General features: G+C 60.4%; 12 protein-coding genes and 3 rRNA genes. 12 read left to right on the plus strand and 3 right to left on the minus strand.

The genetic code is table 11. The annotated features are described in order from the left end of the window. The first annotated feature begins 136 nt into the window (after window positions 1–136). The 6 genes from VUN82_04480 to rrf all read left to right on the plus strand — a co-directional run bounded on the left by VUN82_04480 (window position 137) and on the right by rrf (window position 13,674). Window positions 137–2,197: an alpha-1,4-glucan--maltose-1-phosphate maltosyltransferase gene (locus tag VUN82_04480; GenBank protein XAS74606.1), complete on the plus strand. Its 2,061-nt coding sequence runs from the start codon at window positions 137–139 to the stop codon at window positions 2,195–2,197. Then, window positions 2,197–3,993: a maltose alpha-D-glucosyltransferase gene (gene treS, locus VUN82_04485; GenBank protein ID XAS73114.1), complete on the plus strand. Its 1,797-nt coding sequence runs from the start codon at window positions 2,197–2,199 to the stop codon at window positions 3,991–3,993. The genes VUN82_04480 and treS overlap by 1 nt, the downstream gene beginning before the upstream one ends. Before the next feature lies 1 nt (window position 3,994). Next, window positions 3,995–7,651, plus strand: coding sequence for a 1,4-alpha-glucan branching enzyme (locus VUN82_04490; protein XAS73115.1), 3,657 nt, complete (start codon window positions 3,995–3,997; stop codon window positions 7,649–7,651). A gap of 543 nt (window positions 7,652–8,194) precedes the next feature. Next, window positions 8,195–9,714 (plus strand): 16S ribosomal RNA (locus tag VUN82_04495). A gap of 511 nt (window positions 9,715–10,225) precedes the next feature. Beyond that, a 23S ribosomal RNA gene (locus tag VUN82_04500) occupies window positions 10,226–13,370 on the plus strand. Between the two features lie 187 nt (window positions 13,371–13,557). Continuing rightward, window positions 13,558–13,674, plus strand: a 5S ribosomal RNA gene (rrf, locus tag VUN82_04505). Together the 16S, 23S and 5S rRNA genes form the textbook arrangement of a ribosomal RNA operon. A 129-nt stretch (window positions 13,675–13,803) precedes the next feature. Here rrf and VUN82_04510 read toward each other — a convergent pair. Next, complete coding sequence (locus VUN82_04510) at window positions 13,804–14,853, minus strand: patatin-like phospholipase family protein (GenBank protein XAS73116.1); 1,050 nt, start codon at window positions 14,851–14,853, stop codon at window positions 13,804–13,806. A 253-nt stretch (window positions 14,854–15,106) separates the two neighbouring features. On the opposite strand from VUN82_04510, the gene VUN82_04515 reads away from it, so the two are divergent. Together VUN82_04515 and VUN82_04520 are read left to right on the plus strand one after the other, a co-directional pair. Beyond that, complete coding sequence (locus tag VUN82_04515) at window positions 15,107–15,601, plus strand: SRPBCC domain-containing protein (GenBank protein XAS73117.1); 495 nt, start codon at window positions 15,107–15,109, stop codon at window positions 15,599–15,601. Window positions 15,602–15,674: 73 nt separating this feature from the next. After that, window positions 15,675–16,118: an N-acetyltransferase gene (locus tag VUN82_04520; protein XAS73118.1), complete on the plus strand. Its 444-nt coding sequence runs from the start codon at window positions 15,675–15,677 to the stop codon at window positions 16,116–16,118. Window positions 16,119–16,163: 45 nt separating this feature from the next. Here the strand turns inward: VUN82_04520 and VUN82_04525 are convergent, their stop codons facing one another. Together VUN82_04525 and VUN82_04530 are read right to left on the minus strand one after the other, a co-directional pair. Beyond that, complete coding sequence (locus VUN82_04525; GenBank protein ID XAS73119.1) at window positions 16,164–17,186, minus strand: LacI family DNA-binding transcriptional regulator; 1,023 nt, start codon at window positions 17,184–17,186, stop codon at window positions 16,164–16,166. A gap of 20 nt (window positions 17,187–17,206) precedes the next feature. Beyond that, entirely contained in the window at window positions 17,207–18,979 is a 1,773-nt protein-coding gene (locus VUN82_04530; GenBank protein ID XAS73120.1) for a glycoside hydrolase family 13 protein, read from the minus strand. A 207-nt stretch (window positions 18,980–19,186) separates the two neighbouring features. Here VUN82_04530 and VUN82_04535 point away from each other — a divergent pair, with 207 nt between their 5' ends. The 4 genes from VUN82_04535 (at window position 19,187) to VUN82_04550 (ending at window position 25,172) form a co-directional block, all read left to right on the plus strand. Then, the gene (locus VUN82_04535) at window positions 19,187–20,485 is read left to right on the plus strand and encodes a maltose ABC transporter substrate-binding protein (GenBank protein ID XAS73121.1); all 1,299 of its coding nucleotides are present in this window, start codon (window positions 19,187–19,189) and stop codon (window positions 20,483–20,485) included. Window positions 20,486–20,602: 117 nt separating this feature from the next. Continuing rightward, complete coding sequence (locus VUN82_04540) at window positions 20,603–22,276, plus strand: ABC transporter permease subunit (protein XAS73122.1); 1,674 nt, start codon at window positions 20,603–20,605, stop codon at window positions 22,274–22,276. Next, window positions 22,276–23,214 (plus strand): sugar ABC transporter permease, encoded by a 939-nt coding sequence (locus VUN82_04545; protein ID XAS73123.1) that lies wholly within the window; start codon window positions 22,276–22,278, stop codon window positions 23,212–23,214. Before VUN82_04540 ends, VUN82_04545 begins: the two co-directional genes overlap by 1 nt. Window positions 23,215–23,216: 2 nt before the next feature. Beyond that, the gene (locus tag VUN82_04550) at window positions 23,217–25,172 is read left to right on the plus strand and encodes a glycoside hydrolase family 13 protein (GenBank protein ID XAS73124.1); all 1,956 of its coding nucleotides are present in this window, start codon (window positions 23,217–23,219) and stop codon (window positions 25,170–25,172) included. Window positions 25,173–25,260: the final 88 nt, after the last annotated feature.

Raw genomic sequence — 25,260 nt, forward strand, 5'->3', positions numbered from 1 at the left:
GACTCACATGGCAGTCGGAACTTGTTTGGGTTTCTTTTAGGTAAAAGTCATCTTGCGTCGTGAAGATGGCTCGTGTGCTTAGCATTCTTGGATTTTTGTCGCTAACGTCGTGGTTGTGACGAATACCTCGCGAACCATGACCGCTTTGAAATCCAAGACGAAAACGGACATCACCGCCGGACTTCGCTTCGGCCGGTTCCCCATCACGGCCGTCCAGCCGGTGGTTGAGGGTGGCCGGTTCCCCGCGAAGGCCCTTCCGGGTGAGGATCTCGCCATCGGGGCGACCGTCTTTCGTGAAGGACATGATCAACTCGGCGTCTCCGCCGTCCTGCTCGATCCCAAGGGCAAGGAGCGCCAGCGGGTCCGCATGGCACCGGCCAAGGATGAGCGCTGGAAAGGCCTGGACCGCTGGGAGGGTTTGCTGTCGCCGTCCGGCACGGGCGCGTGGTCTTTCGTCATTGAGGCTTGGCACGACCGTTATGGAACGTGGCACCACAACGCTGAAGTCAAAGTGGGCGCCGGCATTGACGTCGAGTTGATGCTCGCAGAGGGCGCCGCCCTCCTTTCGGAAGCAGCCGACGACGACGCCGGCCGCACCGCGGCGGAGAAGCGCACCCTGCGTGCCGCTTCAGTCGTCCTCGCCGACACCACCAAATCTGCCGAGGAGCGCCTTGGCGCCGGTTTCAGCCCAGAGGTGCTGACCGCCGTCGGACGCGTTCCGATCCGTGAGCTGGTGACGGTTTCGGAGCCGTTCCCGCTGCAGGTGGAACGTGACCTCGCGGGTCGTGGTTCCTGGTACGAGTTCTTTCCCCGCTCCGAGGGCGCGGTTTTGGATCACGCCTCAGGTATCTGGACCTCGGGCAACTTCCGCACCGCAGCCAAGCGCCTGGAGGCGGTTGCGGAGATGGGCTTCGATGTCATCTATCTGCCGCCGATCCACCCGATCGGTTTCCAGCACCGCAAGGGCCGCAACAACACGCTGACACCGGGCCCCCAGGACCCGGGTTCGCCGTGGGCCATTGGTTCCAAGGACGGTGGCCATGATGCCATTCACCCGGATTTGGGCACTTTTGAAGATTTTGACGCTTTTGTTGCCCACGCCCGCGAGCTCGGACTCGAAGTTGCACTGGACCTGGCGTTGCAGGCAGCCCCCGACCACCCCTGGGTGACGTCAAACCCGGAATGGTTCACCACCCGTGTGGATGGGTCGATCGCCTATGCCGAAAACCCGCCAAAGAAATACCAGGATATTTATCCCCTGAACTTCGATAACGATCCCGCAGGCCTTTCCAAGGAAATCCTGAGGATCGTCCAGTTGTGGATCAGCCATGGCGTGAAGATTTTCCGCGTGGACAATCCGCACACAAAGCCTGTCTGGTTCTGGGAATGGTTGATTGGAAAGATCAACAAAAAGAACCCAGAGGTAGTTTTCCTGGCCGAGGCTTTCACTCGTCCACCCATGATGCACGCATTGGGCAGGGCAGGGTTCCAGCAGTCCTACACCTACTTCACCTGGCGGAACACCAAGACTGAACTGGAGCAGTATTTCCATGAGGTCAGCCACGAGAGCGCAGCTTTCTTCCGGCCCAACTTCTTTGTAAACACGCCGGACATCCTCACGGAGTACCTCCAGTACGGTGGTCCCGCGGCCTTCCGCATCCGGGCTGTCCTGGCTGCCACGGCGAGCCCGCTCTGGGGCGTGTACGCCGGCTACGAGCTGTACGAACACCTTGCACGGCCAGGTGCGGAAGAGTACATCGATAACGAAAAGTACGAGTACAAGGCAAGGGACTGGGAAGGCGCTGCGGCGTCGGGCCGCACGCTCGCGCCGTACATCACCAGGCTCAACACCATCCGCAAGGACCACCTTGCCCTGGGCGACCTGCAGAACCTGACGTTGCACAGCAGCACGGATGACGCAACGATCGTCTACTCCAAGCACAAGACGCTGCCGGATGGCACGAAGGACACCTTGATCATCGTGGTCAACGTGGATCCGCACAGCGCCCGCGAAAGCACGGTCTCCCTGGACTTGGCGGCCCTGCAGCTGGACCCTGCGGACTTCAACGAGGACGGCCGGTTCCTGGTGGATGACTTGATCAGCGGGCAGAGCTGGTGGTGGGGTGAACACAACTACGTCAGGCTCGACGCACACGTGGAGCCCGCACACATCCTGAGCATCCGGAGGCAGCCTTAGTGAGTTTTTCTCCGCAAAACCCCAGCCAGTACTTCACTCCGAAGAACACCTTCGAGCTGAATGCCCCCGGTCTCCAGCATGATCCACACTGGTACCGCAAGGCAGTCTTCTACGAAGTACTGGTGCGGGCCTTTGCGGATGCCAACGGGGATGGCTCCGGTGACTTCCACGGCTTGATCGAGAAACTGGACTATCTTCAGTGGCTGGGCGTTGACTGCCTCTGGTTGCCACCGTTCTTCCATTCACCGTTGCGTGACGGCGGCTATGACATTGCCGACTACACCTCGGTGCTGGACGAGTTTGGCACCATCAGCGACTTCAAGCGCCTCGTGGCGGAAGCACACGCCCGCGGCGTCAGGGTGATCATCGACCTCCCGCTGAACCACACCTCGGACCAGCACCCGTGGTTCCAGGAATCCCGGAAGGACCCCACAGGTCCCTACGGCGATTTCTATGTCTGGAGCGATACGGATGAGAAATACCAGGATGCGCGCATCATCTTCGTGGACACGGAGGAATCCAACTGGACCTTCGACCCCATCCGGCGCCAATTTTTCTGGCACCGCTTCTTCAGCCACCAGCCGGACCTGAACTTCGAGAACCCCAAAGTCATCGAGGCGCTCTATGACGTAATCCGGTTCTGGCTGGACCAGGGAATCGATGGCTTCCGCGCCGACGCCGTTCCGTACCTCTTCGAGGAGGAAGGGACCAACTGCGAGAACCTGCCGGCCACCCACGCTTTCCTGCAAGATCTGCGGCGGATGGTGGATGCCAATTACCCCGGACGCGTGATCATCGCCGAGGCAAACCAGCCACCCCAGGAGGTGGTGGAGTACTTCGGCACCGACGAAGCCCCGGAATGCCACATGGCCTTCCACTTTCCGATCATGCCCCGGCTTTACTACGCCCTCCGGGACCAGAAAGCGGCTCCGATCATCCAGACCCTGCGGGAAACTCCGGAGATTCCCAAGGGCGCCCAATGGGGGACCTTCCTGCGGAACCACGACGAACTCACGCTGGAGATGGTCAGCGCGGACGATCGCGCCGCCATGCTTGGCTGGTACGCACCGGACCCCAGGATGCGCGCCAACATTGGTATTCGGCGGAGGCTGGCTCCGCTGCTGGACAATTCCCGGGCTGAGATTGAGCTCATTAACGCTCTGTTGCTCTCCCTGCCGGGTAGCCCCTTCCTCTATTACGGGGACGAGATCGGCATGGGGGATAACATTTGGCTCGATGACCGCGACGCCGTCCGCACACCCATGCAATGGAACCCGGACAGGAACGCGGGTTTCTCGGGGGCGGACCCGGGCAAGCTGTACCTGCCGGTGATCCAGTCCCTGGTCTACAACTACAGCATGGCCAACGTTGAAGCAGAGGCTGCGCATTCAGGCTCACTGCTGCGATGGACCCGGCAGATCCTCAGCGTGCGAAGGAACCACCCTGTGTTCGGCCTGGGAGGTTTCCGCCACATCGAAGCGGACAACGAGGTTGTTCTGGCCTATGTCCGGGAACTGCCAGCGGGCAATCCTGAAGGCGAGGACGCAGAGACGATTCTGTGCGTCTTCAACCTTTCTCAGCATCCCGTGGCCGCCACGCTGGATCTGCCCGAATTCGCGGGCAGAGGCTTCCGCGACATTTTCGGTGGCCAAACATTCCCGCCTGTGGGGGACAACGGCCAACTGACGGTCATGCTGGGTAGCCACAACTTCTATTGGCTGCGGCTGCGCTCTGCGTTTTCCAACCCCTCATCGCCATTTACCCAGGCGATTCCCGTGGTGTCGACCAAAGGATGAGATGAAAAAGGGAACACTTGACCCCTCGATCGAAAGTCTTCTCCGGAGCTGGCTTCCCACCAAACGCTGGTTCCCGGTGAAGAGTCCCGACTTTGCGCTGGAGCGTGTTGGCGGCTTCAACCTCCCATACCCGGAAGGTAGCGCCGGATTGCAGGTTGAACTGCTCGCCGTCACGTATCGGACGGCCGACGGCGGTCCCCGGACCGACGTTGTCCAGGTCCCGTTGAGCTTCAGAAGCCAGCCGTTGCCGGAGGCCCCCACAGCTTTGCTGGGGGAGGTCACGGACCCGGAACAAGGGCTGCGACTGGTGTACGACGCCGTCTACGACCCCGAGTTCATTACGGCGTGGTTGGATCTCATGCGGCGCGAGGGCGCCGTGGGTGACGGTCTTGCCGCGGGCCATCTCACGCGTGGCCGCGTGGCCCTTCCGGAAGGGCCCACCTCGGTCCGCGTGCTTTCCGGGGAACAGTCCAACACGTCCGTCATCATTGACGACGGCGGTTCAATGGCGATCGTGAAGATCTTCCGCGTGCTGGCGGCCGGCAGGAATCCCGAAGTGGAGCTGGGTGCCGCGCTGACAGCGGCGGGGACCACCGAGGTCCCGGCCACGCTCGGCTGGATCACGGGTTCCTGGGAGGGCCAGGGCCCAGGCGGTCCGGCCACTGGCGAGCTCACGGTTGCCCATGAATTCCTGCTGGGTGGACTGGATGCATGGAGGCTGGCTGTCGAAGCCGCTGCAGCAGGTGCCGATTTCACCAAAGAGGCCCACGAACTCGGTGCTGCAACAGCAACGGTCCACGCCAGGCTCGCGGAAACTTTCGGCACACTGGATGGCCAAACGCAGGGCGCCGACATTATTGCGACCCTGGCCCGTCGCGTCCGCCAGTCATGGGCGGAAGCGGCTTCCGCCGTCGGGCCTTATGAGGCCAATCTCGAAGAGCTGCTTGCCACGCTGCATCCCCGCGATGTGGGTCAGCTGCAGCGCGTCCACGGCGACCTCCACCTTGGCCAGATCCTCAAGGTTCCCGGAAAGAATGGGGCACCGGGTCGGTGGGCCATCCTGGACTTCGAAGGCGAGCCCCTCAGGACCATTAACGAGCGCAACACTCCCGATCTCCCCTTGCGGGATGTTGTGGGAATGCTTCGCTCCTTCGACTACGCGGCAGGAGCCGCTGTTCGTGAGAACGCCGAAGCCAAGGTGCCCTCGACATGGGCGGACGACTGCTCCACCGCGTTCCTGGCTGGTTACAGCGAAGTCATGCCGGGAACCATTGACCGCCGCTCGCCACTCTTTGTGGCATTGTGGCTGGACAAGGCCTTATATGAGGTGGTCTATGAGTTGCGGAACCGGCCGGACTGGCTGTCCATTCCGGTCAACGCATCACGGCAAATCCTCGACAACACGAGCCGCGGCAAGCACGCCGCGGCTACAGCGGAAGGTAATGAAATGACAGGCTCTGCACGCACCGAACGGCCCCGAGTTCCCCTGCATGTGGACTCCGAGACCTTGGCCCGCGTGGCAGCTGGAGCCCACCACGCACCACACTCCGTGCTCGGCGCCCACCTGGACGATCACGGCCACGTCACCATCCGGACCGTGAAGCACCTCGCCAAGTCGGTAACGGTGGTGACGGAGGCCGGACGCACTGCCATGGAGCACGAAGCCAACGGCATTTGGGCCGTCGTCCTGGATCCGCTTCAGCACGGCCATGTGCCGGACTATCGTCTGGAAGTGGTGTACGACGCCGAACCGGTCACCATTGATGATCCGTACCACTACCTGCCTACCGTGGGTGAGGTGGACCTGCACCTGATTGGCGAAGGCCGGCACGAGCGTCTCTGGGATGTCCTTGGCGCCCACATCCAGCACTACCGCTCTTCACTGAGTGAAGTAGACGGCGTTTCCTTTGCTGTCTGGGCCCCGAACGCCCAGGCGGTCCGGGTCAAGGGTGATTTCAACGGCTGGGATGGCCGTAGCCACGCAATGCGTTCCCTCGGCTCGTCCGGTGTTTGGGAAGTCTTCATTCCGGGGGTTGTAGCAGGGGCGTGCTACAAATACGAGATCCTGAGCAAGACCGGGCACTGGCTGGAAAAGGCTGACCCCTTGGCCTTCGGCACGGAAGTTCCGCCACTGACCGCATCCCGCGTGGTGGACTCCAGCTACCGCTTCAAGGACGCCGAGTGGATGACTGCGCGCGCAGAAAAGGACCCGCACAACTCACCCATGAGTGTCTACGAAGTGCACCTGGGATCCTGGCGCCTTGGCTTGGGCTACAAGGAGCTGGCCAAGGAACTGGTTGACTACGTGAAGTGGCTCGGTTTCACCCATGTGGAATTCATGCCCGTGGCAGAGCACCCCTTCGGTGGTTCCTGGGGCTACCAGGTCACGTCCTACTTTGCCCCGACATCCAGGTTCGGGCACCCCGACGAGTTCCGTTTCCTTGTGGACTCCCTGCATCAGGCAGGCATCGGTGTCCTGCTGGACTGGGTCCCGGCTCACTTCCCCAAGGATTCGTGGGCGCTGGCTCGCTTTGACGGCGAGGCACTGTACGAGCACTCAGATCCCAACCTGGGCGAACACCCGGACTGGGGCACACTGATCTTCGACTTCGGGCGCACCGAGGTGCGGAACTTCCTCGTTGCCAACGCACTGTATTGGCTCGAAGAATTCCACATCGATGGACTTCGCGTGGACGCTGTGGCCTCCATGATCTACCTCGACTACTCCCGCGAGGAAGGGCAGTGGCGTCCCAACAAGTTCGGTGGCCGCGAGAACCTCGAGGCAATTTCCTTCATGCAGGAGGTGAACGCCACCGTCTACAAGACGCACCCTGGCGCGGTCACCATTGCCGAGGAATCCACCGCATTCCCCGGTGTCACGGCACCCACCAACCACGGTGGGCTCGGCTTTGGCATCAAATGGAACATGGGGTGGATGCACGACTCCCTGAAATACATCTCCGAAGACCCCATCAACCGCCGCTGGCACCACGGCACCATTACGTTCTCCATGGTTTACGCCTTCTCGGAGAACTTCCTCCTGCCCATCAGCCACGATGAAGTAGTCCACGGCAAGGGATCGATGCTTCGCAAGATGCCCGGTGACCGTTGGCAGCAACTGGCAAACCTCCGCGCCTTCTTCGCCTACCAGTGGGCACACCCGGGTAAGCAACTCATTTTCATGGGTACCGAATTCGGCCAGGAAGCGGAGTGGTCCGAGCAGTACGGACTCGACTGGTTCCTTGCTGACATCCCGGCGCATCGTGGACTCCAACTCCTTGTCCGCGACCTTAACGGCCTCTACAAGTCAACGCCTGCACTGCATATCCGCGACAACGAACCTGCCGGCTTCCAGTGGATCAACGGCGGAGACGCCGACCACAACGTGCTGACCTTCATTCGCTGGGACCACGATGGCAAGCCGTTGGTGTGCGCAGTCAACTTCTCCGGGGGCCCGCACAACGATTACATTCTGGGAGTGCCGGAAGCAGGGGAGTGGGTTGAAGTCCTGAACACCGATTCCGAGACTTACGGTGGCTCGGGCGTCATCAACGCTGGAACGCTGAAAGCCACCTCACCTGGAACGGACGGCCAGCCGGCGGCATTGACCGTAACACTCCCGCCGCTTGGCGCGTCCTGGTTCACGCTGGCTGAGTAGTTCTTCAAGCCGAACAGTTCTTCAAGGCCAGGGAGGGTCCGGGGCAACAATGCTCCGGACGCTCCCTGACTGCGTCCGGGGGTTGTTGGGTTTGGGTGCTTAGCCGGGTTTCCGGGGTAGTTGTGGCGCCAAGGTGCCCCTCTTTGAGTGGCTTTGCCATCTCGGCTGAGTAGGGGTATAGTTAGTACCCGCGCTGGTCCCCGAGTGGAGATCGCCAAGCTGACAAGAAACCGCAAGGAAAAATCAAGTCAAGCTTGCCGATTTGACTCCGAGAGATCCAGCCGGTAAGTTTGAAAAGTTGCTCCGGAGCGATCCAGCGAAGGCTGGTGGTACTGCTTTGGAATAGTGACCTGTTGTTTGAGAACTCAATAGTGTGCCAAGTTTGTTGATGCCGATTGTTTTATTGATTGGTTGAAATTATGGCCGGGCCTCTGCGCACCCCCGTGTGTGGTGGTTTGGTTTTCAGCTGGTTTCGAATTTTGTGCAGCCGTGCCTGTCGTTATTTCCGGTGGGTGTGGTTGTGTCTGTTTGATTTGTTTTACTTCAACGGAGAGTTTGATCCTGGCTCAGGATGAACGCTGGCGGCGTGCTTAACACATGCAAGTCGAACGATGATCCCAGCTTGCTGGGGGATTAGTGGCGAACGGGTGAGTAACACGTGAGTAACCTGCCCTTGACTCTGGGATAAGCCTGGGAAACTGGGTCTAATACCGGATATGACTCCTCATCGCATGGTGGGGGGTGGAAAGCTTTTGTGGTTTTGGATGGACTCGCGGCCTATCAGCTTGTTGGTGGGGTAATGGCCTACCAAGGCGACGACGGGTAGCCGGCCTGAGAGGGTGACCGGCCACACTGGGACTGAGACACGGCCCAGACTCCTACGGGAGGCAGCAGTGGGGAATATTGCACAATGGGCGAAAGCCTGATGCAGCGACGCCGCGTGAGGGATGACGGCCTTCGGGTTGTAAACCTCTTTCAGTAGGGAAGAAGCGAAAGTGACGGTACCTGCAGAAGAAGCGCCGGCTAACTACGTGCCAGCAGCCGCGGTAATACGTAGGGCGCAAGCGTTATCCGGAATTATTGGGCGTAAAGAGCTCGTAGGCGGTTTGTCGCGTCTGCTGTGAAAGACCGGGGCTCAACTCCGGTTCTGCAGTGGGTACGGGCAGACTAGAGTGCAGTAGGGGAGACTGGAATTCCTGGTGTAGCGGTGAAATGCGCAGATATCAGGAGGAACACCGATGGCGAAGGCAGGTCTCTGGGCTGTAACTGACGCTGAGGAGCGAAAGCATGGGGAGCGAACAGGATTAGATACCCTGGTAGTCCATGCCGTAAACGTTGGGCACTAGGTGTGGGGGACATTCCACGTTTTCCGCGCCGTAGCTAACGCATTAAGTGCCCCGCCTGGGGAGTACGGCCGCAAGGCTAAAACTCAAAGGAATTGACGGGGGCCCGCACAAGCGGCGGAGCATGCGGATTAATTCGATGCAACGCGAAGAACCTTACCAAGGCTTGACATGAACCGGAAAGACCTGGAAACAGGTGCCCCGCTTGCGGTCGGTTTACAGGTGGTGCATGGTTGTCGTCAGCTCGTGTCGTGAGATGTTGGGTTAAGTCCCGCAACGAGCGCAACCCTCGTTCTATGTTGCCAGCGCGTGATGGCGGGGACTCATAGGAGACTGCCGGGGTCAACTCGGAGGAAGGTGGGGACGACGTCAAATCATCATGCCCCTTATGTCTTGGGCTTCACGCATGCTACAATGGCCGGTACAAAGGGTTGCGATACTGTGAGGTGGAGCTAATCCCAAAAAGCCGGTCTCAGTTCGGATTGGGGTCTGCAACTCGACCCCATGAAGTCGGAGTCGCTAGTAATCGCAGATCAGCAACGCTGCGGTGAATACGTTCCCGGGCCTTGTACACACCGCCCGTCAAGTCACGAAAGTTGGTAACACCCGAAGCCGGTGGCCTAACCCTTGTGGGGGGAGCCGTCGAAGGTGGGACCGGCGATTGGGACTAAGTCGTAACAAGGTAGCCGTACCGGAAGGTGCGGCTGGATCACCTCCTTTCTAAGGAGCTGCTAACAACTGTGTTGTTCGCCTGCATGGGCGGATGACGGGTTGTCAGTGTTGCCCATTGCGCAGGCGTCTGTTCTGCGGTGGGTGCTCATGGGTGGAAACATCAACGAATCAAACTTGTTTGGCATGGCCTTTACCGGTTGTGTCCTGGTGTTAGTACGGCGACCCGCGAGGGTTGTTTGGAAAGCTGCCGGGGCGTGGTTGGTGGGGTTGTGTTTGGCGCACTGTTGGGTCCTGAGGCAACAGGACCTTTTTGCAGCAATGCATTGGGGGCACTTCTGGTGTTTCTTTTGTTCCTGCTTCCGGTACTCCTTTTCCGCTGTTGTGGTGGGGGTCTGGTTGATGGGGTTGTTGTTTGAGAACTACATAGTGGACGCGAGCATCTGGAACACACACTTGTGTGTGTTCTTACAGCAATTTCTTATGAATGAACCTGGCCCTTTGTGGTCATGGTTCTCTCGAATGGATGATGCATCGTCAAACGAGAGTTTGACGTGTGTGTGGTCAAGTTTTTAAGGGCACACGGTGGATGCCTTGGCATTAGGAGCCGAAGAAGGACGTAGGAATCTGCGATAAGCCTGGGGGAGTTGATAACCGAGCGTTGATCCCAGGATGTCCGAATGGGGAAACCCCGCACAACGCTGTTAAAGGTGATTGTGTGACCCGCATCTGAACACATAGGGTGCGTGGGGGGAACGCGGGGAAGTGAAACATCTCAGTACCCGCAGGAAGAGAAAACAAGAGTGATTCCGTTAGTAGTGGCGAGCGAACGCGGATCAGGCTAAACCGTTTCCATGTGTGATAGCCGGCGGGCGTTGCATGGGCGGGGTTGTGGGACTTTCCGTACTGGTTCTGCCGGACTGGTGGGGTGTGTAGTGCAGGCATAGGTGAACGGTCTTGAAAGGCCGGCCAGAGAGGGTGTGAGCCCCGTAACCGTAATGTTGTGTACCGCCTGGAGAGGATCCCAAGTAGCACGGGGCCCGAGAAATCCCGTGCGAATCTGTCAGGACCACCTGATAAGCCTAAATACTTCCTAATGACCGATAGCGGACCAGTACCGTGAGGGAAAGGTGAAAAGTACCCCGGGAGGGGAGTGAAACAGTACCTGAAACCGTGTGCTTACAATCCGTCGGAGCCAGTCTGATTCTGGTGACGGCGTGCCTTTTGAAGAATGAGCCTGCGAGTTAGTGTTACGTCGCGAGGTTAACCCGTGTGGGGTAGCCGTAGCGAAAGCGAGTCTGAACAGGGCGAGTGTAGTGGCGTGATCTAGACCCGAAGCGGAGTGATCTACCCATGGCCAGGTTGAAGCGACGGTAAGACGTCGTGGAGGACCGAACCCACTTCAGTTGAAAATGGAGGGGATGAGCTGTGGGTAGGGGTGAAAGGCCAATCAAACTCCGTGATAGCTGGTTCTCCCCGAAATGCATTTAGGTGCAGCGTTGCGTGTTTCTTGCCGGAGGTAGAGCTACTGGATGGCCGATGGGCCCTACAAGGTTACTGACGTCAGCCAAACTCCGAATGCCGGTAAGTGAGAGCGCAGCAGTGAGACTGTGGGGGATAAGCTTCATAGTCGAGAGGGAAACAGCCCAGACCACCAACTAAGGCCCCTAAGCGTGTGCTAAGTGGGAAAGGATGTGGAGTTGCGAAGACAACCAGGAGGTTGGCTTAGAAGCAGCCATCCTTGAAAGAGTGCGTAATAGCTCACTGGTCAAGTGATTCCGCGCCGACAATGTAGCGGGGCTCAAGTACACCGCCGAAGTTGTGGATTTCACACAGTGCCCTAGCCTTCGTGGTTCAGGGGTGTGGAGTGGTAGGGGAGCGTCGTGTGGGCAGTGAAGTCGCGGTGGAAACCAGCGGTGGAGCCTACACGAGTGAGAATGCAGGCATGAGTAGCGAAAGACGGGTGAGAAACCCGTCCGCCGAATGATCAAGGGTTCCAGGGTCAAGCTAATCTGCCCTGGGTAAGTCGGGACCTAAGGCGAGGCCGACAGGCGTAGTCGATGGACAACGGGTTGATATTCCCGTACCGGCGAAAAACCGCCCATGCCAAGCGGGGGATACTAACCGCCCGGAGCCTGCCCTATCACCCTTGTGGTGTGTGGGTTTTGGCCGAGCGCGGGATCTGATCCCGGGAGGTAAGCGTATTAACAGGTGTGACGCAGGAAGGTAGCCGGGCCGGGCGATGGTTGCCCCGGTCCAAGGATGTAGGGTCAGGGATAGGCAAATCCGTTCCTGTGTGTTTCGAGCACGATCCTGAGATCTGATGGGACCCCCGCATGGGGGGATCCGGTGATCCTATGCTGCCTAGAAAAGCATCGACGCGAGGTTTTAGCCGCCCGTACCCCAAACCGACACAGGTGATCAGGTAGAGAATACCAAGGCGATCGAGAGAATTATGGTTAAGGAACTCGGCAAAATGCCCCCGTAACTTCGGGAGAAGGGGGGCCTGCCCCGTGATACAGACTTGCTCTGTGGAGCGGGTGTGGGCCGCAGAGACCAGGGGGAAGCGACTGTTTACTAAAAACACAGGTCCGTGCGAAGTCGCAAGACGATGTATACGGACTGACTCCTGCCCGGTGCTGGAAGGTTAAGAGGACCGGTTAGCCCGTAAGGGCGAAGCTGAGAATTTAAGCCCCAGTAAACGGCGGTGGTAACTATAACCATCCTAAGGTAGCGAAATTCCTTGTCGGGTAAGTTCCGACCTGCACGAATGGAGTAACGACTTCCCCGCTGTCTCAACCATAAACTCGGCGAAATTGCAGTACGAGTAAAGATGCTCGTTACGCGCAGCAGGACGGAAAGACCCCGAGACCTTTACTATAGTTTGGTATTGGTGTTCGGAGTGGCTTGTGTAGGATAGGTGGGAGACGTTGAAGCCCGGACGCCAGTTCGGGTGGAGTCATCGTTGAAATACCACTCTGGTCACTTTGGACATCTAACTTCGGCCCGTGATCCGGGTCAGGGACAGTGCCTGATGGGTAGTTTAACTGGGGCGGTTGCCTCCTAAAAAGTAACGGAGGCGCCCAAAGGTTCCCTCAGCCTGGTTGGCAATCAGGTGTCGAGTGTAAGTGCACAAGGGAGCTTGACTGTGAGAGAGACATCTCAAGCAGGGACGAAAGTCGGGACTAGTGATCCGGCGGTACATTGTGGAATGGCCGTCGCTCAACGGATAAAAGGTACCTCGGGGATAACAGGCTGATCTTGCCCAAGAGTCCATATCGACGGCATGGTTTGGCACCTCGATGTCGGCTCGTCGCATCCTGGGGCTGGAGTAGGTCCCAAGGGTTGGGCTGTTCGCCCATTAAAGCGGTACGCGAGCTGGGTTTAGAACGTCGTGAGACAGTTCGGTCCCTATCCGCTGCGCGCGCAGGAAATTTGAGAAGGGCTGTCCTTAGTACGAGAGGACCGGGACGGACGAACCTCTGGTGTGTCAGTTGTACTGCCAAGTGCATCGCTGATTAGCTACGTTCGGATGGGATAACCGCTGAAAGCATCTAAGCGGGAAGCTCGCTTCAAGATGAGATTTCCATACACAATTTGTGTGAGAGGCCCCCAGCCAGACCACTGGGTTGATAGGCCGGATGTGGAAGCGAGGACTAAAGACTCGTGAAGCTGACCGGTACTAATAGGCCAACAACTTACACCACACACAACACTGCACGCGTCCACTATGTGGTTCCCGAACAACAAAACCCGTTGCTTCCAGGAACAAAAACCACAACTAAATACACAACACCACAGGACCCTCACACCGAGGGAACACACATGTTGTAACCACAAAGCTTCCCACCCCAAACCGGCACCAAACCGGCACGGGGGTTCGGGTAACAGGGTTACGGCGGTCATAGCGTGGGGGAAACGCCCGGTCCCATTCCGAACCCGGAAGCTAAGACCCACAGCGCCGATGGTACTGCACCCGGGAGGGTGTGGGAGAGTAGGACACCGCCGGACACACATTAGGTCGAGACCCCCCAACCCACCACGGGTCGGGGGGTCTCCCGCATTAACGGCACGATCACCAAACCAGAACCAGGCAAGCCCCGACCACCACGGCCGGGGCTTCCCCTATTTAAGCCCGGTTTAGCCGTTCCAGAACCCGTTGAGTTGGTCCGCGAGGGCCCGGCCTTGCTCGTAACCGGCCTGTGCAGCCGCCGGACGCATGGAGACATCCATCGCATTGGCCCCGAACATGTGCTCGGAGCTGCTGTCGGGAATGACCGTTTCTACCCTGCTGCCGCCGGCACGTAATTCGGCGACCTGTGTTTCGAGGTGCAGGCCCCACTCCAGCGGAGTCCGCGTTCTGCCCCCAAATGGTGACAGAACCAGGACGCGTGCGTATCCGGATGCCAAGTCGGCATTCTCGGCGTTGGATCGGTATCCGCCGTCAATGTATCGGTCGTCCCCGATGCCGTAGGCGAACCCACTGGCGCAGCTGGCTGCTACAGCATCCACCAGTTCCACTCCGCTGTGACGGTCGAATTGGACCGCGTTACCCGTCCTGGCATCCACGGCAGTGATCAGCACTTTTCGTTGCGGCCATTGCAAACTTGGCAGCCGGGAGGCGACGGTTTCCCGCCACTGTCTTTGCCTTGATTCGTCCGCTGTAGCCGCCAACTCGAGCGCTGCAGCGCCCATCCGGCGACGCATATCGGCAGGATCCGTAGAGGCCTCAATGATCTTCTGTGTTCTTTCCAAATGGTCCACCACTTGCCGCGCTGGGCCAGATTGTGCTGGCTGCGGCTGCATTGGACCGGACTGCGTTGGACTGGTCTGCGTTGAATTGGCTTGCGGCGGCCGCTGCCGTTGTGGCTGGGGTGGTGCGGCAAGGACAGCTGCATATAGTTCTGAAGGACTCGCGCCAGCTATCTGTGCCGCTGCGGTGGAGCCGGCCGATGTGCCGACCGTCAAGTCGGATTTGGTCACATCCATGCCGGCGTCGAACATTCCGGCGATGACGCCGATCAGCCAGGCATTGCCCGTGGATCCGCCGCCACCAAGCACCAGCGCCCGCTCGGCTGAACGCCCAGGAATCGCGGCGGAATTATCCTGTGGTTGATTCTGGGGGGACGATGGCTGCCCGGAAGTGGTCGTCGATGTGACGGGCTGCGTTGGAAATGGTGTTGTGTTCATGGGAGTCGCCTTTCGCGAATTGCCTCTGTGGCGCTCCCGCTGGCGACTAGATCAGTCGCTAGATCGTGTACTGCGGGGGAGCACCCATTGCGGATACTGCGTTCATGGGTCTCACCTCCTGTTGTTAGATCACGATCAACGGGACTCTAACACCGCGCCAATGGGCTGCGCAACCAAGCCATCCCCCAGCACTCCGGGCTGGACATGGTTGCCGGAAGAAATGCGCGTTTCCGCACCGGTACAGTTGAGGGTCATGGACAGTATTTTCAGTCATCCCGAGCCGGAGCCCGAGCCGTCGTCACAAGACACCAATGACCTTGAACCCCTGGTGCTGACAGTGGTGGTGCCAACCAGCGTTTCTCATGCCTTTTTGGGCTTTACGGACCATCCTCATCTGTGGTGGCCCCTCGAAGAGGAGAGTGTGTTCGGCGCGGGATCGCACGTTGAGTTCGAGGAGAATCTGATCCTGGAGACGGCCGAGGATGGACGCACTTCGGTGTGGGGAACCATCGATGACTGGCAGCCGCCGTTGTCCTTCCATGCGAGCTGGTATCCGGCGAGCACGCCCCTCTGGTCCACGGAAATTAGGGTCTCGTTCCGTGCGGTAGAGGGTGGCACGGAGGTCCGGTTGGTGCATGACGGTTGGGAAGGTGCAGAGGATCCTGCTGCCAGCCGGGCATCGTATGCGGAAGGTTGGCCTCGAGTCCTGGATCGCTACGTACGGTTCATGGGCGGGACAGTTGCCTAGGGTCAGGCGACTTCGTGCTGAAGACTGGTGTCTGCTGAGGAAAGTCCGGCTGGAAATGCTTACGGATACGCCCATGGCTTATGTCGAAGGCCTGGAGGCCGCCCGGCGGCAAACGGATGCGCAGTGGCAGGAACGGGCTGCGGCTATGGCCGGCGATTCCAGCGTGACGTTGGTAGCTGACGGCGGCGTGGATGGAAGCCCGTTCTGTGGGCTGATGAGGGTTGTCCTGAAGCATCCTCAAGACCCGCAGAGGCCACTTCAAGCCATGCTGATAAGTGTCTATGTTGCCCCCGAACATCGAGGTTTGGGGTTGGCCGATGAACTCCTCCACCAGGCGTGCGAGGCCGCCCGGATGGACTTGGGTGCCAAGCTCCTGGAGTTGGGCGTCCACGAGGACAATACGAGGGCGTTGGCTTTCTACCGGCGGCACGGTTTCAACACCACTGGGGACAGCCGACCATATCCCCAGGACACGTCCAAGCAGGAACTCGTCATGGAAAAGGTCCTGGAGCAGTAGCCGTTGGTTTAGGCAGTAGTCCCTGTTTCTGGAACGAGCGACATCCTAGGCGGCGTCGTTCTTGGGCACGGCCGTGCTCGAACGAACCACGAGCTTGGTGGGGTGTTCAGTATCGGCAGGTTCAAGGACCAGGCCATTGTTGATGGCGCCCAGCAAGGTGCGCACGGCCAGTGCTCCTTGTCCCTTCGCGTCCTGGTCAATCGTGGTGAGGCCCATGACCCTCCCGAGGTCGTGTCCATCGATGCCGATGACCGAGAGGTCCTCCGGAATCCGAAGGCCGAAGTCACGCGCAGCAAGAATGGTGCCAATGGCCATCTCGTCTGATGCAGCAAACACCGCTGTCGGCCGCTCAGGCGCGCCCCCCAGCAATTGCCGGGCAGCGGCGTAAGCGCCTTCGATAGTGAAGTCAGCGGAAACGATCCATTCGGGCCGAACCTGGCAGTCGGCGTCGTTCATTGCTTTCTCGAAACCACCGCGCCGTGTCCCGGGAAGCTGGAAGTCCTGCTCGTAGGCTTCTTCGCCGGTCATGTGGGCGATCTTGGTGTGACCCAGGCCGATGAGGTGGTTTGTGGCTTGCTGTGCAATCGCGGAATCATCGATCCGGATGGTAGAAGCACCCGGAAGGGGGCCGCCGATTCCAACGATCGGACGGTGCACCGCGAGGAGTTGCTGCATCTCGTCTTCGCTGAGTTCCAAGGAGACGGCGATGACCGCGTCCACGCGCTTGCGCAGCAGGAAGTCGTTGAACACGCTGTGCCGGTGTTGGGGGTCTTCGCCGATGTTGTAGAGGGTGAGGTCGTATCCGGCACTCAGGAGCGCAGCGGAGGCACCCTCGATCACCGCTGAATAGAACCAGCGGTGGACCGAGGGCACCACCAGGCCAACGTTGTGCGTACGGCCCGAGGCCAGGCTGGAGGCGTGATAGGAGAGCACGAAACCGAGCTCGGCTGCGGCTGCACGTGCGCGTTCCCGGCTGGCGGGGGAGACGTTGCCTTTGCCGCTGAGCGCGCGTGAAACTGTGGCAACGGAGAGCCCCGATCGCTCGGCTACGTCCTTGATGCCGGTCATGCTGCTCCTCGGTGGGAAAGTTAGCTGGTTGTGAGCCAGATGCTCTCCCCCGAGCTTAGTAGACCCGCGCTAAGTAGATCCGTGCCCTGCAGATCGGAGCCCAGGGCAAGGGCACCGTCTGCCGTTGAACTGCGAAGGATTACCTTGCCCTCGGGAAGCGACAGGGGCTCGTTGCCCACGTTCATGATCACCAGGGTGTCGTCGTTGAGGTATGCGAGCGAGGACTCGGTGCAGTAATCCTCCACCCAGGCCAGGGAACCTTGGCCCAACCGACGTTCGGCGCGTTGGGCAAGCATTTCCCGGTAAAGGTTAAGGTGCGACGCCGGATCCTCCTGCTGCTTGTCCCTCGCCAATGACCCCCAGGACTCCGGTTGCGGCAGCCAAGGTTCATGGCCGTCGCCGAAACCGGCATGCAACTCCGAAGAACGCCACGGCAAGGGCACGCGGCAGCCATCGCGGCCTATCCTTTCTCCGCCAGTCCGGGCGAAGGTGGGGTCCTGGCGCATGCTCCCGGGAATGCTGGTGGAGTCAGGCAGCCCAAGCTCTTCCCCTTGGTACAGGTAGGCGCCACCGGGGAGGCCAAGCATGAACATTGTGGCCGCGGCAGCCCGCCGTCGTCCGAGTTCTTCATTGGGCTGTACGTCGTCGGCGCCGATACCGTCGCCATCGCGGGGACCAGGCCCGTCATAACCGAATCGGGTGGCGTGCCGGACGACGTCGTGGTTGGACAGCACCCACGTGCTCGGTGCGCCAACCGCGTCCAGCGAGACCAGAGAATCGGTGATGATATGGCGGAGGCGGTTCACGTCCAGACCAGCGTGCAGGTACGGGAAATTGAAGGCCTGGTGCATCTCGTCAGGCCGGACCCACTGAGCCAGCCGGGGCAGGGGATCGACATTGGCTTCGGCGCAGAGGATCCGGTCGGGGCCATATTCCTCCAGGATGGAGCGCCAGCGCCGGTAGATATCGTGCAGCGCGGGCTGTCCGAACATGGGAGCCTCGTGGCCGGGGAAGCCGTACGAGCTGTTGCCATCCGCGCGTCCACCCCAGTTGGGCAGGCCGGCTGCCTTGACCAGTGCGTGGGCAACATCCACCCGGAAACCGGAAATTCCCCGGTCCAGCCAGAAGCGGAGGACCCGCTCAAACTCGGCGTGCACAGCATCGTTGTCCCAGTTGAAATCCGGTTGCGAGGAATCAAAGAGGTGCAGGTACCACTGCCCGGGCCGGCCATCCGGTTCCACGATGCGGGTCCAGGCGGGGCCACCGAAATGGGACTGCCAGTTGTTGGGAGGCTCGCTTCCGTCAGGTCCTTGGCCGTCCCGGAAGATAAACATGTCACGCTCGCGGCTGTTCGCCGGAGCCGCGAGTGCGGCCTGGAAGGCGGCGTGTTGGTCCGAGCAGTGGTTGGGAACGAGATCTGCAATGACCCGCAGGTGCAGCCGGTTGGTTTCGTAGATCAGGGCGTCGAAGTCCGCGAGGCTTCCAAACAGCGGATCGACATCGCAATAGTCGCTGACGTCATAACCCGCGTCCCGCTGCGGTGAGCGGTAGAACGGCGAGAGCCAGACGGCATCAACGCCCAGTTCGGTGAGCTGGGCGAGTTCGTGCGTGATACCCGCGAGGTCGCCGATTCCGTCGCCATTGAGGTCCCGGAAGGACCGCGGATAAATCTGGTAGATGACCGCGGAGCGCCACCATCCGTGAGCCGCGGAGGCCGAGTGGACGGGCGTCAATGTAGCGAAAGCTGCAGAGGGCGCGGACGCCTCAACTGGGAGCAATGAATCAACAGACATGAACACATGGTAGAAGACCACGCACCCGATTGGAAACGCTTACAGTGAAAATGACCCTCCCATGACAACGTTACGGAGTGTCGTGGTTTAACAACTCGCATTTAGACATGTACGCTGTGGAAGCGCTTGCAGTTGTGAGCCGCATCACCGACGCTGCCGCTGGGCCTGGAGCCCCCGCCGTCGAAGCACATAAGGAAAGGGACACCAATGAAGGTGCACAACACCCTCGCGACTCAGACCACCCGCCGCGTCTTCGCTACCGGCGCGATCTCCGTGGTCGCAGCCCTGGCCCTGAGCGCCTGTGGCGGCACTGCCTCCACCGCTCCCAGCTCGGAAGCCGCAAAGCAGGACCTCAAAGCAGCCGGCGCCGGCACCATCACTATGTGGGTGGACGCCGAACGATCGCCGGCGTTGAAGGACATCACCGAAAAGTTCAAGTCCGACACCGGCATCGAAGTCAAGCTCGTAGTGAAGGACTTCGCTGCCGTCCGCGATGACTTCATCACTCAGGTTCCTACCGGCCAAGGCCCCGATCTGATCGTTGGACCGCACGACTGGATTGGAAAGTTCGTTCAAAACGGTGTGATCGCACCGGTGGAACTGGGCGACAAAGCCAGCCAGTTCCAGGATTCCTCCATCAAGGCCATGACCTACAACGGCGCCGTCTATGGCGTCCCGTACGCCATCGAGAACATTGCCCTCCTCCGCAACACCAGCATCGTGGACAGCAAGGCGAACACCCTGGATGAGGTAGTGGCCAACGGCAAGAAGGCCGTTGCAGAGGGCAAAGCCACGTTCCCGTTCCTGGTGGGCATGGATCCCAAGCAGGGCGATCCGTACCACCTGTACCCGTTGCAGTCCTCCATGGGTTCGCAGGTTTTCGGTAAGAACGCCGACGGCGGTTACGATGCCAAGCAGCTTCTCATCGGTGACGCTGCCGGCGTCGAATTCGCCAAGAAGCTGGCGGCCTGGGGCGACGCCGGTGAGAAAATCATCAACTCCAACATCACCGGCGACATCGCCAAGGAGAAGTTCCTTGCCGGAGAATCCCCGTACTTCCTGACGGGCCCATGGAACGTGCCGGACGTTCAGAAGAAGGGCATCAAGTTCGCAGTTGATGAGCTGCCCACGGCCGGTGGCGAAGCTGCCCAGCCATTCATTGGCGTCAACGGGTTCTTCATCAGCGCCAAGAGTGCCAATGCCCTGGCCACCAATGAATTCGTCACCAACTACCTCACCTCCGAGTCCGCTCAGGACTCCATGTACACGGCAGGCGGTCGCCCGCCGGCACTCAAGGCATCCTTTGAGAAGGCAGCCAGCGATCCCGTCGTGGAGGCCTTCGGCAAGATCGGCGCCACGGGCGTGCCCATGCCGGCCATCCCCGAAATGAGCGCCGTCTGGGCTGACTGGGGCGCCACGGAACTGGCCATCATCAAGGGCCAGGGCGATCCCGCTGAAGCGTGGACCAAGATGGCCGCGAGCATCAAGTCCAAGATCGGCGGCTGACGCCGCAACCGGTGATTCCCCCCGGTCTGCCCGGGGCCGGACGGTGCCCGCCGTCCAGCCCCGGCCCCACCGTCCGGCCCGTGCCCGCCGCAAACTGCTTTACTCCAAGGATCCAAAATGCCAAAGCCAGATCTCCACGAACTGCCAGCCAGCACAGCGAGTACGACGCGGGTGCAGCCGCCTCGCGCTGCTGCCCACCAGAACGCTGTTCACCAGAACGCTGCCCGCCTCAATGTACGAAGCGGCCGCCGGGGCCCCGACTCCCTCAAGGGCACCATCCTTAAGATCGTGCTGTTGGGCCTGGTGGATGCCTTTGCTGTGTACGTGCTGATGATGCTGTTCCTGAGCCAATCGTGGGCAGCGCTGGTTGTGTCCTCACTGGTGGTCCTGGCTATTAATTGGATCTATTTGCGCAAGGGCGGGCTGCCGGCGAAGTATCTGGCTCCGGGTGTGCTGTTCCTGCTGGTGTTCCAGGTCCTGGTGGTGTTCTTCAGCGGTTACATCGCCTTCACCAATTACGGCGACGGGCACAACAGCACCAAGGAAGACGCCATCGCGGCCATCCAGTTGACGGCTCAGAAGCGCGTCCCGGATTCCCCCGCATACAAGGCAGCAGTGCTGACCAAGGGCGGCACGTTCTACCTGTTGTTTACGGACCCCTCCGGCAAAGCTCAGATAGGCAGCACCGAGGAGCCACTCTCTGAGGTCTCCGGGGCGGGAAAGGATTCCACCGGCAAGGCCAACTCCTTGCCTGGCTACGAAACACTGAAGTTCCAGGAGATCGTGGCCAACCAGCAGGAAATCCTGAAGATTACCGTTCCCGTTTCAGAGGATCCCGCTGATGGGACCCTGCGCACCGCGGATGGCAGCACGGCCTACCAGTTCAAGCCAGCACTGAGCTACGACGCCGCCACCGATACCTTCACTGACAGCGAGACCGGCAAGGCCTACCGCGACAGTGGCAAGGGCGCCTTCGCGGACGCCAACGGAGAGACGTTGGCCACCGGCTGGAAGATCGACGTCGGCATGGATAACTTCGCCCGGGCCTTCACCGATCCGAGCCTGCGCGGTCCACTCCTGGGCGTGATCCTTTGGACGTTCACCTTCTCCGTAGCGTCCGTTGCCCTGACCTTCGCCGTGGGGCTTTTCCTGGCCATCACCTTCAACCGTGAGGATCTCCGCGGCAAAAAGGTTTACCGGATCCTGATGATTTTGCCCTACGCTTTCCCGGCGTTCCTGTCCGGTTTGGTGTGGTCGGGCATCCTCAACCCCGAGTTCGGCTGGCTCAACCAGACCCTGCTGGGCGGGGCGAACATTGGCTGGCTCACGGACCCAGTCCTGGCCAAGGTCAGTGTGCTGGTGGTCAATGTGTGGCTCGGATTCCCGTACATGTTTCTCGTTTGCACCGGGGCACTTCAATCCTTGCCAACAGAAATTGATGAGGCTGCCCGCATGGATGGAGCGTCCCCTTGGCGCGTCTTCCGCTCCATCAAGCTGCCGCTGCTGCTGGTCTCGGTGGCGCCCCTGCTGATCTCCTCCTTTGCGTTCAACTTCAACAACTTCAATGTCATCTACATGTTGACCGGCGGCGGGCCTCGCTTTGCAGACACCGATCGCGATATCGGAGCCACGGACATCCTGATCACGTTGGTCTACAAGGTGGCGTTCGGCCAAGGCACCGGTCGCGACTACGGACTGGCCAGCGCGCTCGCCATCATCATCTTCGTCATCGTGGCCACGATTTCGGCCATCAGCTTCAAGCAGACCAAAGCACTCGAGGACGTGAACTAATGAGCGAGGCACAGGTACGCACCCTCCCCACCATTGAACAGGCTCACGTTGGCGGTCCCGCACCGTTGGTGCCAAAGCGGCGTCCCTTTGGGGTTTGGTTCAAAGACAAAGGCTGGCGGCACGCCGTCGGCATCGTAACCACCATCTTTGCCGTGTTCCCGCTGCTCTATGTTTTGTCGGCAGCACTGGACTCCAACGGCACCTTGGTAGGCTCCAACGGTCTGTTCTCCAGGTTTGATACCGGCAACTTCACGGCGCTCTTCAACGATCCGAGCCGTCCCTTCGGGCGCTGGTTCCTCAATACCCTGGTGGTGGGCCTGGTGACGTCCGCCGCCACAGTCTTTCTGGGGGCGATGGCCGCCTACGCGTTCTCCCGCATGCGCTTCAAGGGCCGCCGGGTAGGACTGTTGACCCTGCTCCTGCTGCAGATGTTCCCGCAACTGCTGGCCGTCGTCGCGATCTTCCTCCTCCTCAGCGGTATCTCGCAGGTGATCCCGGCCCTGGGCCTTGGCAGCCAGCTGGGGCTCATCATGGTGTACCTGGGCGGGGCGCTGGGCGTGAACACATACCTTATGTACGGGTTCTTCAACACGGTCCCGCAGTCCCTGGACGAAGCTGCAAAGATCGATGGCGCCAGCCACATCCAGATCTTCTTCGGCATTATTCTGCGCCTGGTCACTCCCATCCTGGCGGTTGTTGGGCTGCTGGCATTCATCGGTATCTCCAGCGAGTTCGTGATCGCCAGCGTTGTCCTGACCGATCCTGACAGCCAGACACTCGCCGTCGGGCTCTATTCCTACGTGGCACAGCAGCGTTCCGAGAATTGGGGCGTCTTCGCCGCCGGCGCTGTTATCGCCGCTATCCCGGTCATGGCGCTGTTCCTCTTCCTGCAGAAGTACATCGTCAGCGGACTTACGGCCGGCTCAGTGAAAGGATGACCATGACGCTTGTCATTCCACATCACGACGGATCCGCTCTTCATGTTTCGGGTCCTGCTCCCGGACGGATTTCCCTGGGCAATATTGTTCGGCTCCGGCTGCGGGTTCCGCAGGAGTGGGGTTCCGCGTCCCGCGTTTGGGTCCGTTCCTTGCAGGACGGCGAACCACGCTACGACGCCGCGATCCGGCTCGGCACCATTGATGGCTGGGACTGGTGGGAAGCAGCCATGCTGGTGGCCAATCCTGTGGCCAAATACCGCTTCCTCCTGGAAATCGAAGCAACCAGCCGTGTCGGAACCACGTCCGGTGCTCCCACCAGCAGCGCAAGTGGGCGGCACTACTGGAACCTCAACGCCCAAGGACTTTTCAACAGGGACGTTTCTGATTCAGCGGACTTTCGCCTGACCACATTTGCCCCGGCACCGCATTGGCTGCATCGGGCCACGATGTACCAGGTGTTTCCGGACCGCTTCGCCCGCTCTGCCCAGGCCGATGAGCACCCGCTATCGGACTGGGCTGTGGGCAGCTCGTGGGACGAGCCAGTGGTGGCTACGGGGCGGGAAACGCCCATTCAGTTTTACGGCGGCGACCTGCCCGGAATTACGGACAAGCTGGACCATCTCCAGGAACTGGGCGTCGATGTTCTTTACCTGACGCCGTTCTTCCCTGCCCGTTCCAACCACCGCTACGACGCCTCTACCTTCGACTCCGTGGACCCTCTCCTTGGCGGGAACCAAGCGCTGGTGGAGCTGGTAGAGGCGGCGCATTCCCGGGGTATTCGTGTGATGGGCGACCTCACCGCCAATCACACTGGCGATGCACACGACTGGTTCGTGAAGGCGCTCGCCGATCCCGGCTCAGAGGAAGCGGGCTATTACTACTTCAACGAGGACCATTCGACGTACGAGTCGTGGTGGGGTGTGGCGTCGCTGCCCAAACTCAACTGGTCCTCGGATGCCCTCCGGCGGCGTTTCGTGACGGACGACGATTCAGTGGTTGGCCGCTGGCTCAAGCCGCCCTTCAACCTGGATGGCTGGAGGATAGACGTCGGCAATATGACCGGGCGCCTTGGCTCCGTGGACCTGAATCACGAGGTTTCACGGCTTATCGCGGAGCGGGTCCGTGAAATCAACCCGGATGCGGCTTTGTTGGCCGAGTCCACCTCCGACGCCGCGCCGGACTTCACGGGTGAGCACTGGCACGGTGCGATGACGTACTCCAACCTCACCCGGCCATTGTGGTCCTGGCTTGCGGGGGATGCGCCGCACGTAAACTTGTTCGGCTCGCCCCAGGCTGGGCCTAACAAGATCGAGGCCGAAGACTTCCTGGCCACGCATCAGGACCTCGTAGCCGGATTTAACTGGGGTGTGCGAAATAACACCATGAATGCGCTCAACACGCATGACACCGCACGTGCAGCGACAGTAATGATCGACGGCGGCCAGGAGGTTGGCGCTGTGCTCACCTTCACCCTGCCCGGCATTCCCGTCTTGTTCGCGGGAGATGAGTTCGGCCTTGAAGGTTTCAATGGCGAGGACTCCAGGACGCCCATGCCGTGGGGTTGGCAGGAAGAAAAATCCGGCCGCCCGCCTGTCAAGGATCTGCTTTCCTTCTACTCTGCGCTGGGCCAGATCAGGCGTGAGCTGCCAGCCCTGACCGAAGGTGGGGTGCGCTGGATCCACGCCGAAGGAGATGCTTTGGTATTCGTGCGTGAAACGGCCGATTCCGCAGTCCTGGTCATGGCGGCCCGCGACTCGGCGCAGTTCCCCGTGGACAACGCCGTCCTTTCCACGGCTCAACTCGAATCGCTGTCCGCCGCACCGGTGCACTGCTTTGGGAACATCTCGACGAGCCGGGGGATAGGGGGCGATGTGCTTCTGTGCGCCGACGGGATTTCAGCTGGCATCTGGACCCTGCCAGGAACCGATGTTCCCACGGTGGCGGGGCCCGCTGACTAGACTGGGAGCACTGAAAACTCTGCGAAGACTGCCGATTTGGCGTGTCCGCGGAGCTCATGTGTGAAGGGACCACCTTGTCGGACGAAAC

This window comes from Micrococcaceae bacterium Sec5.1, from assembly GCA_039636795.1.
Lineage (GTDB): Bacteria > Actinomycetota > Actinomycetes > Actinomycetales > Micrococcaceae > Arthrobacter.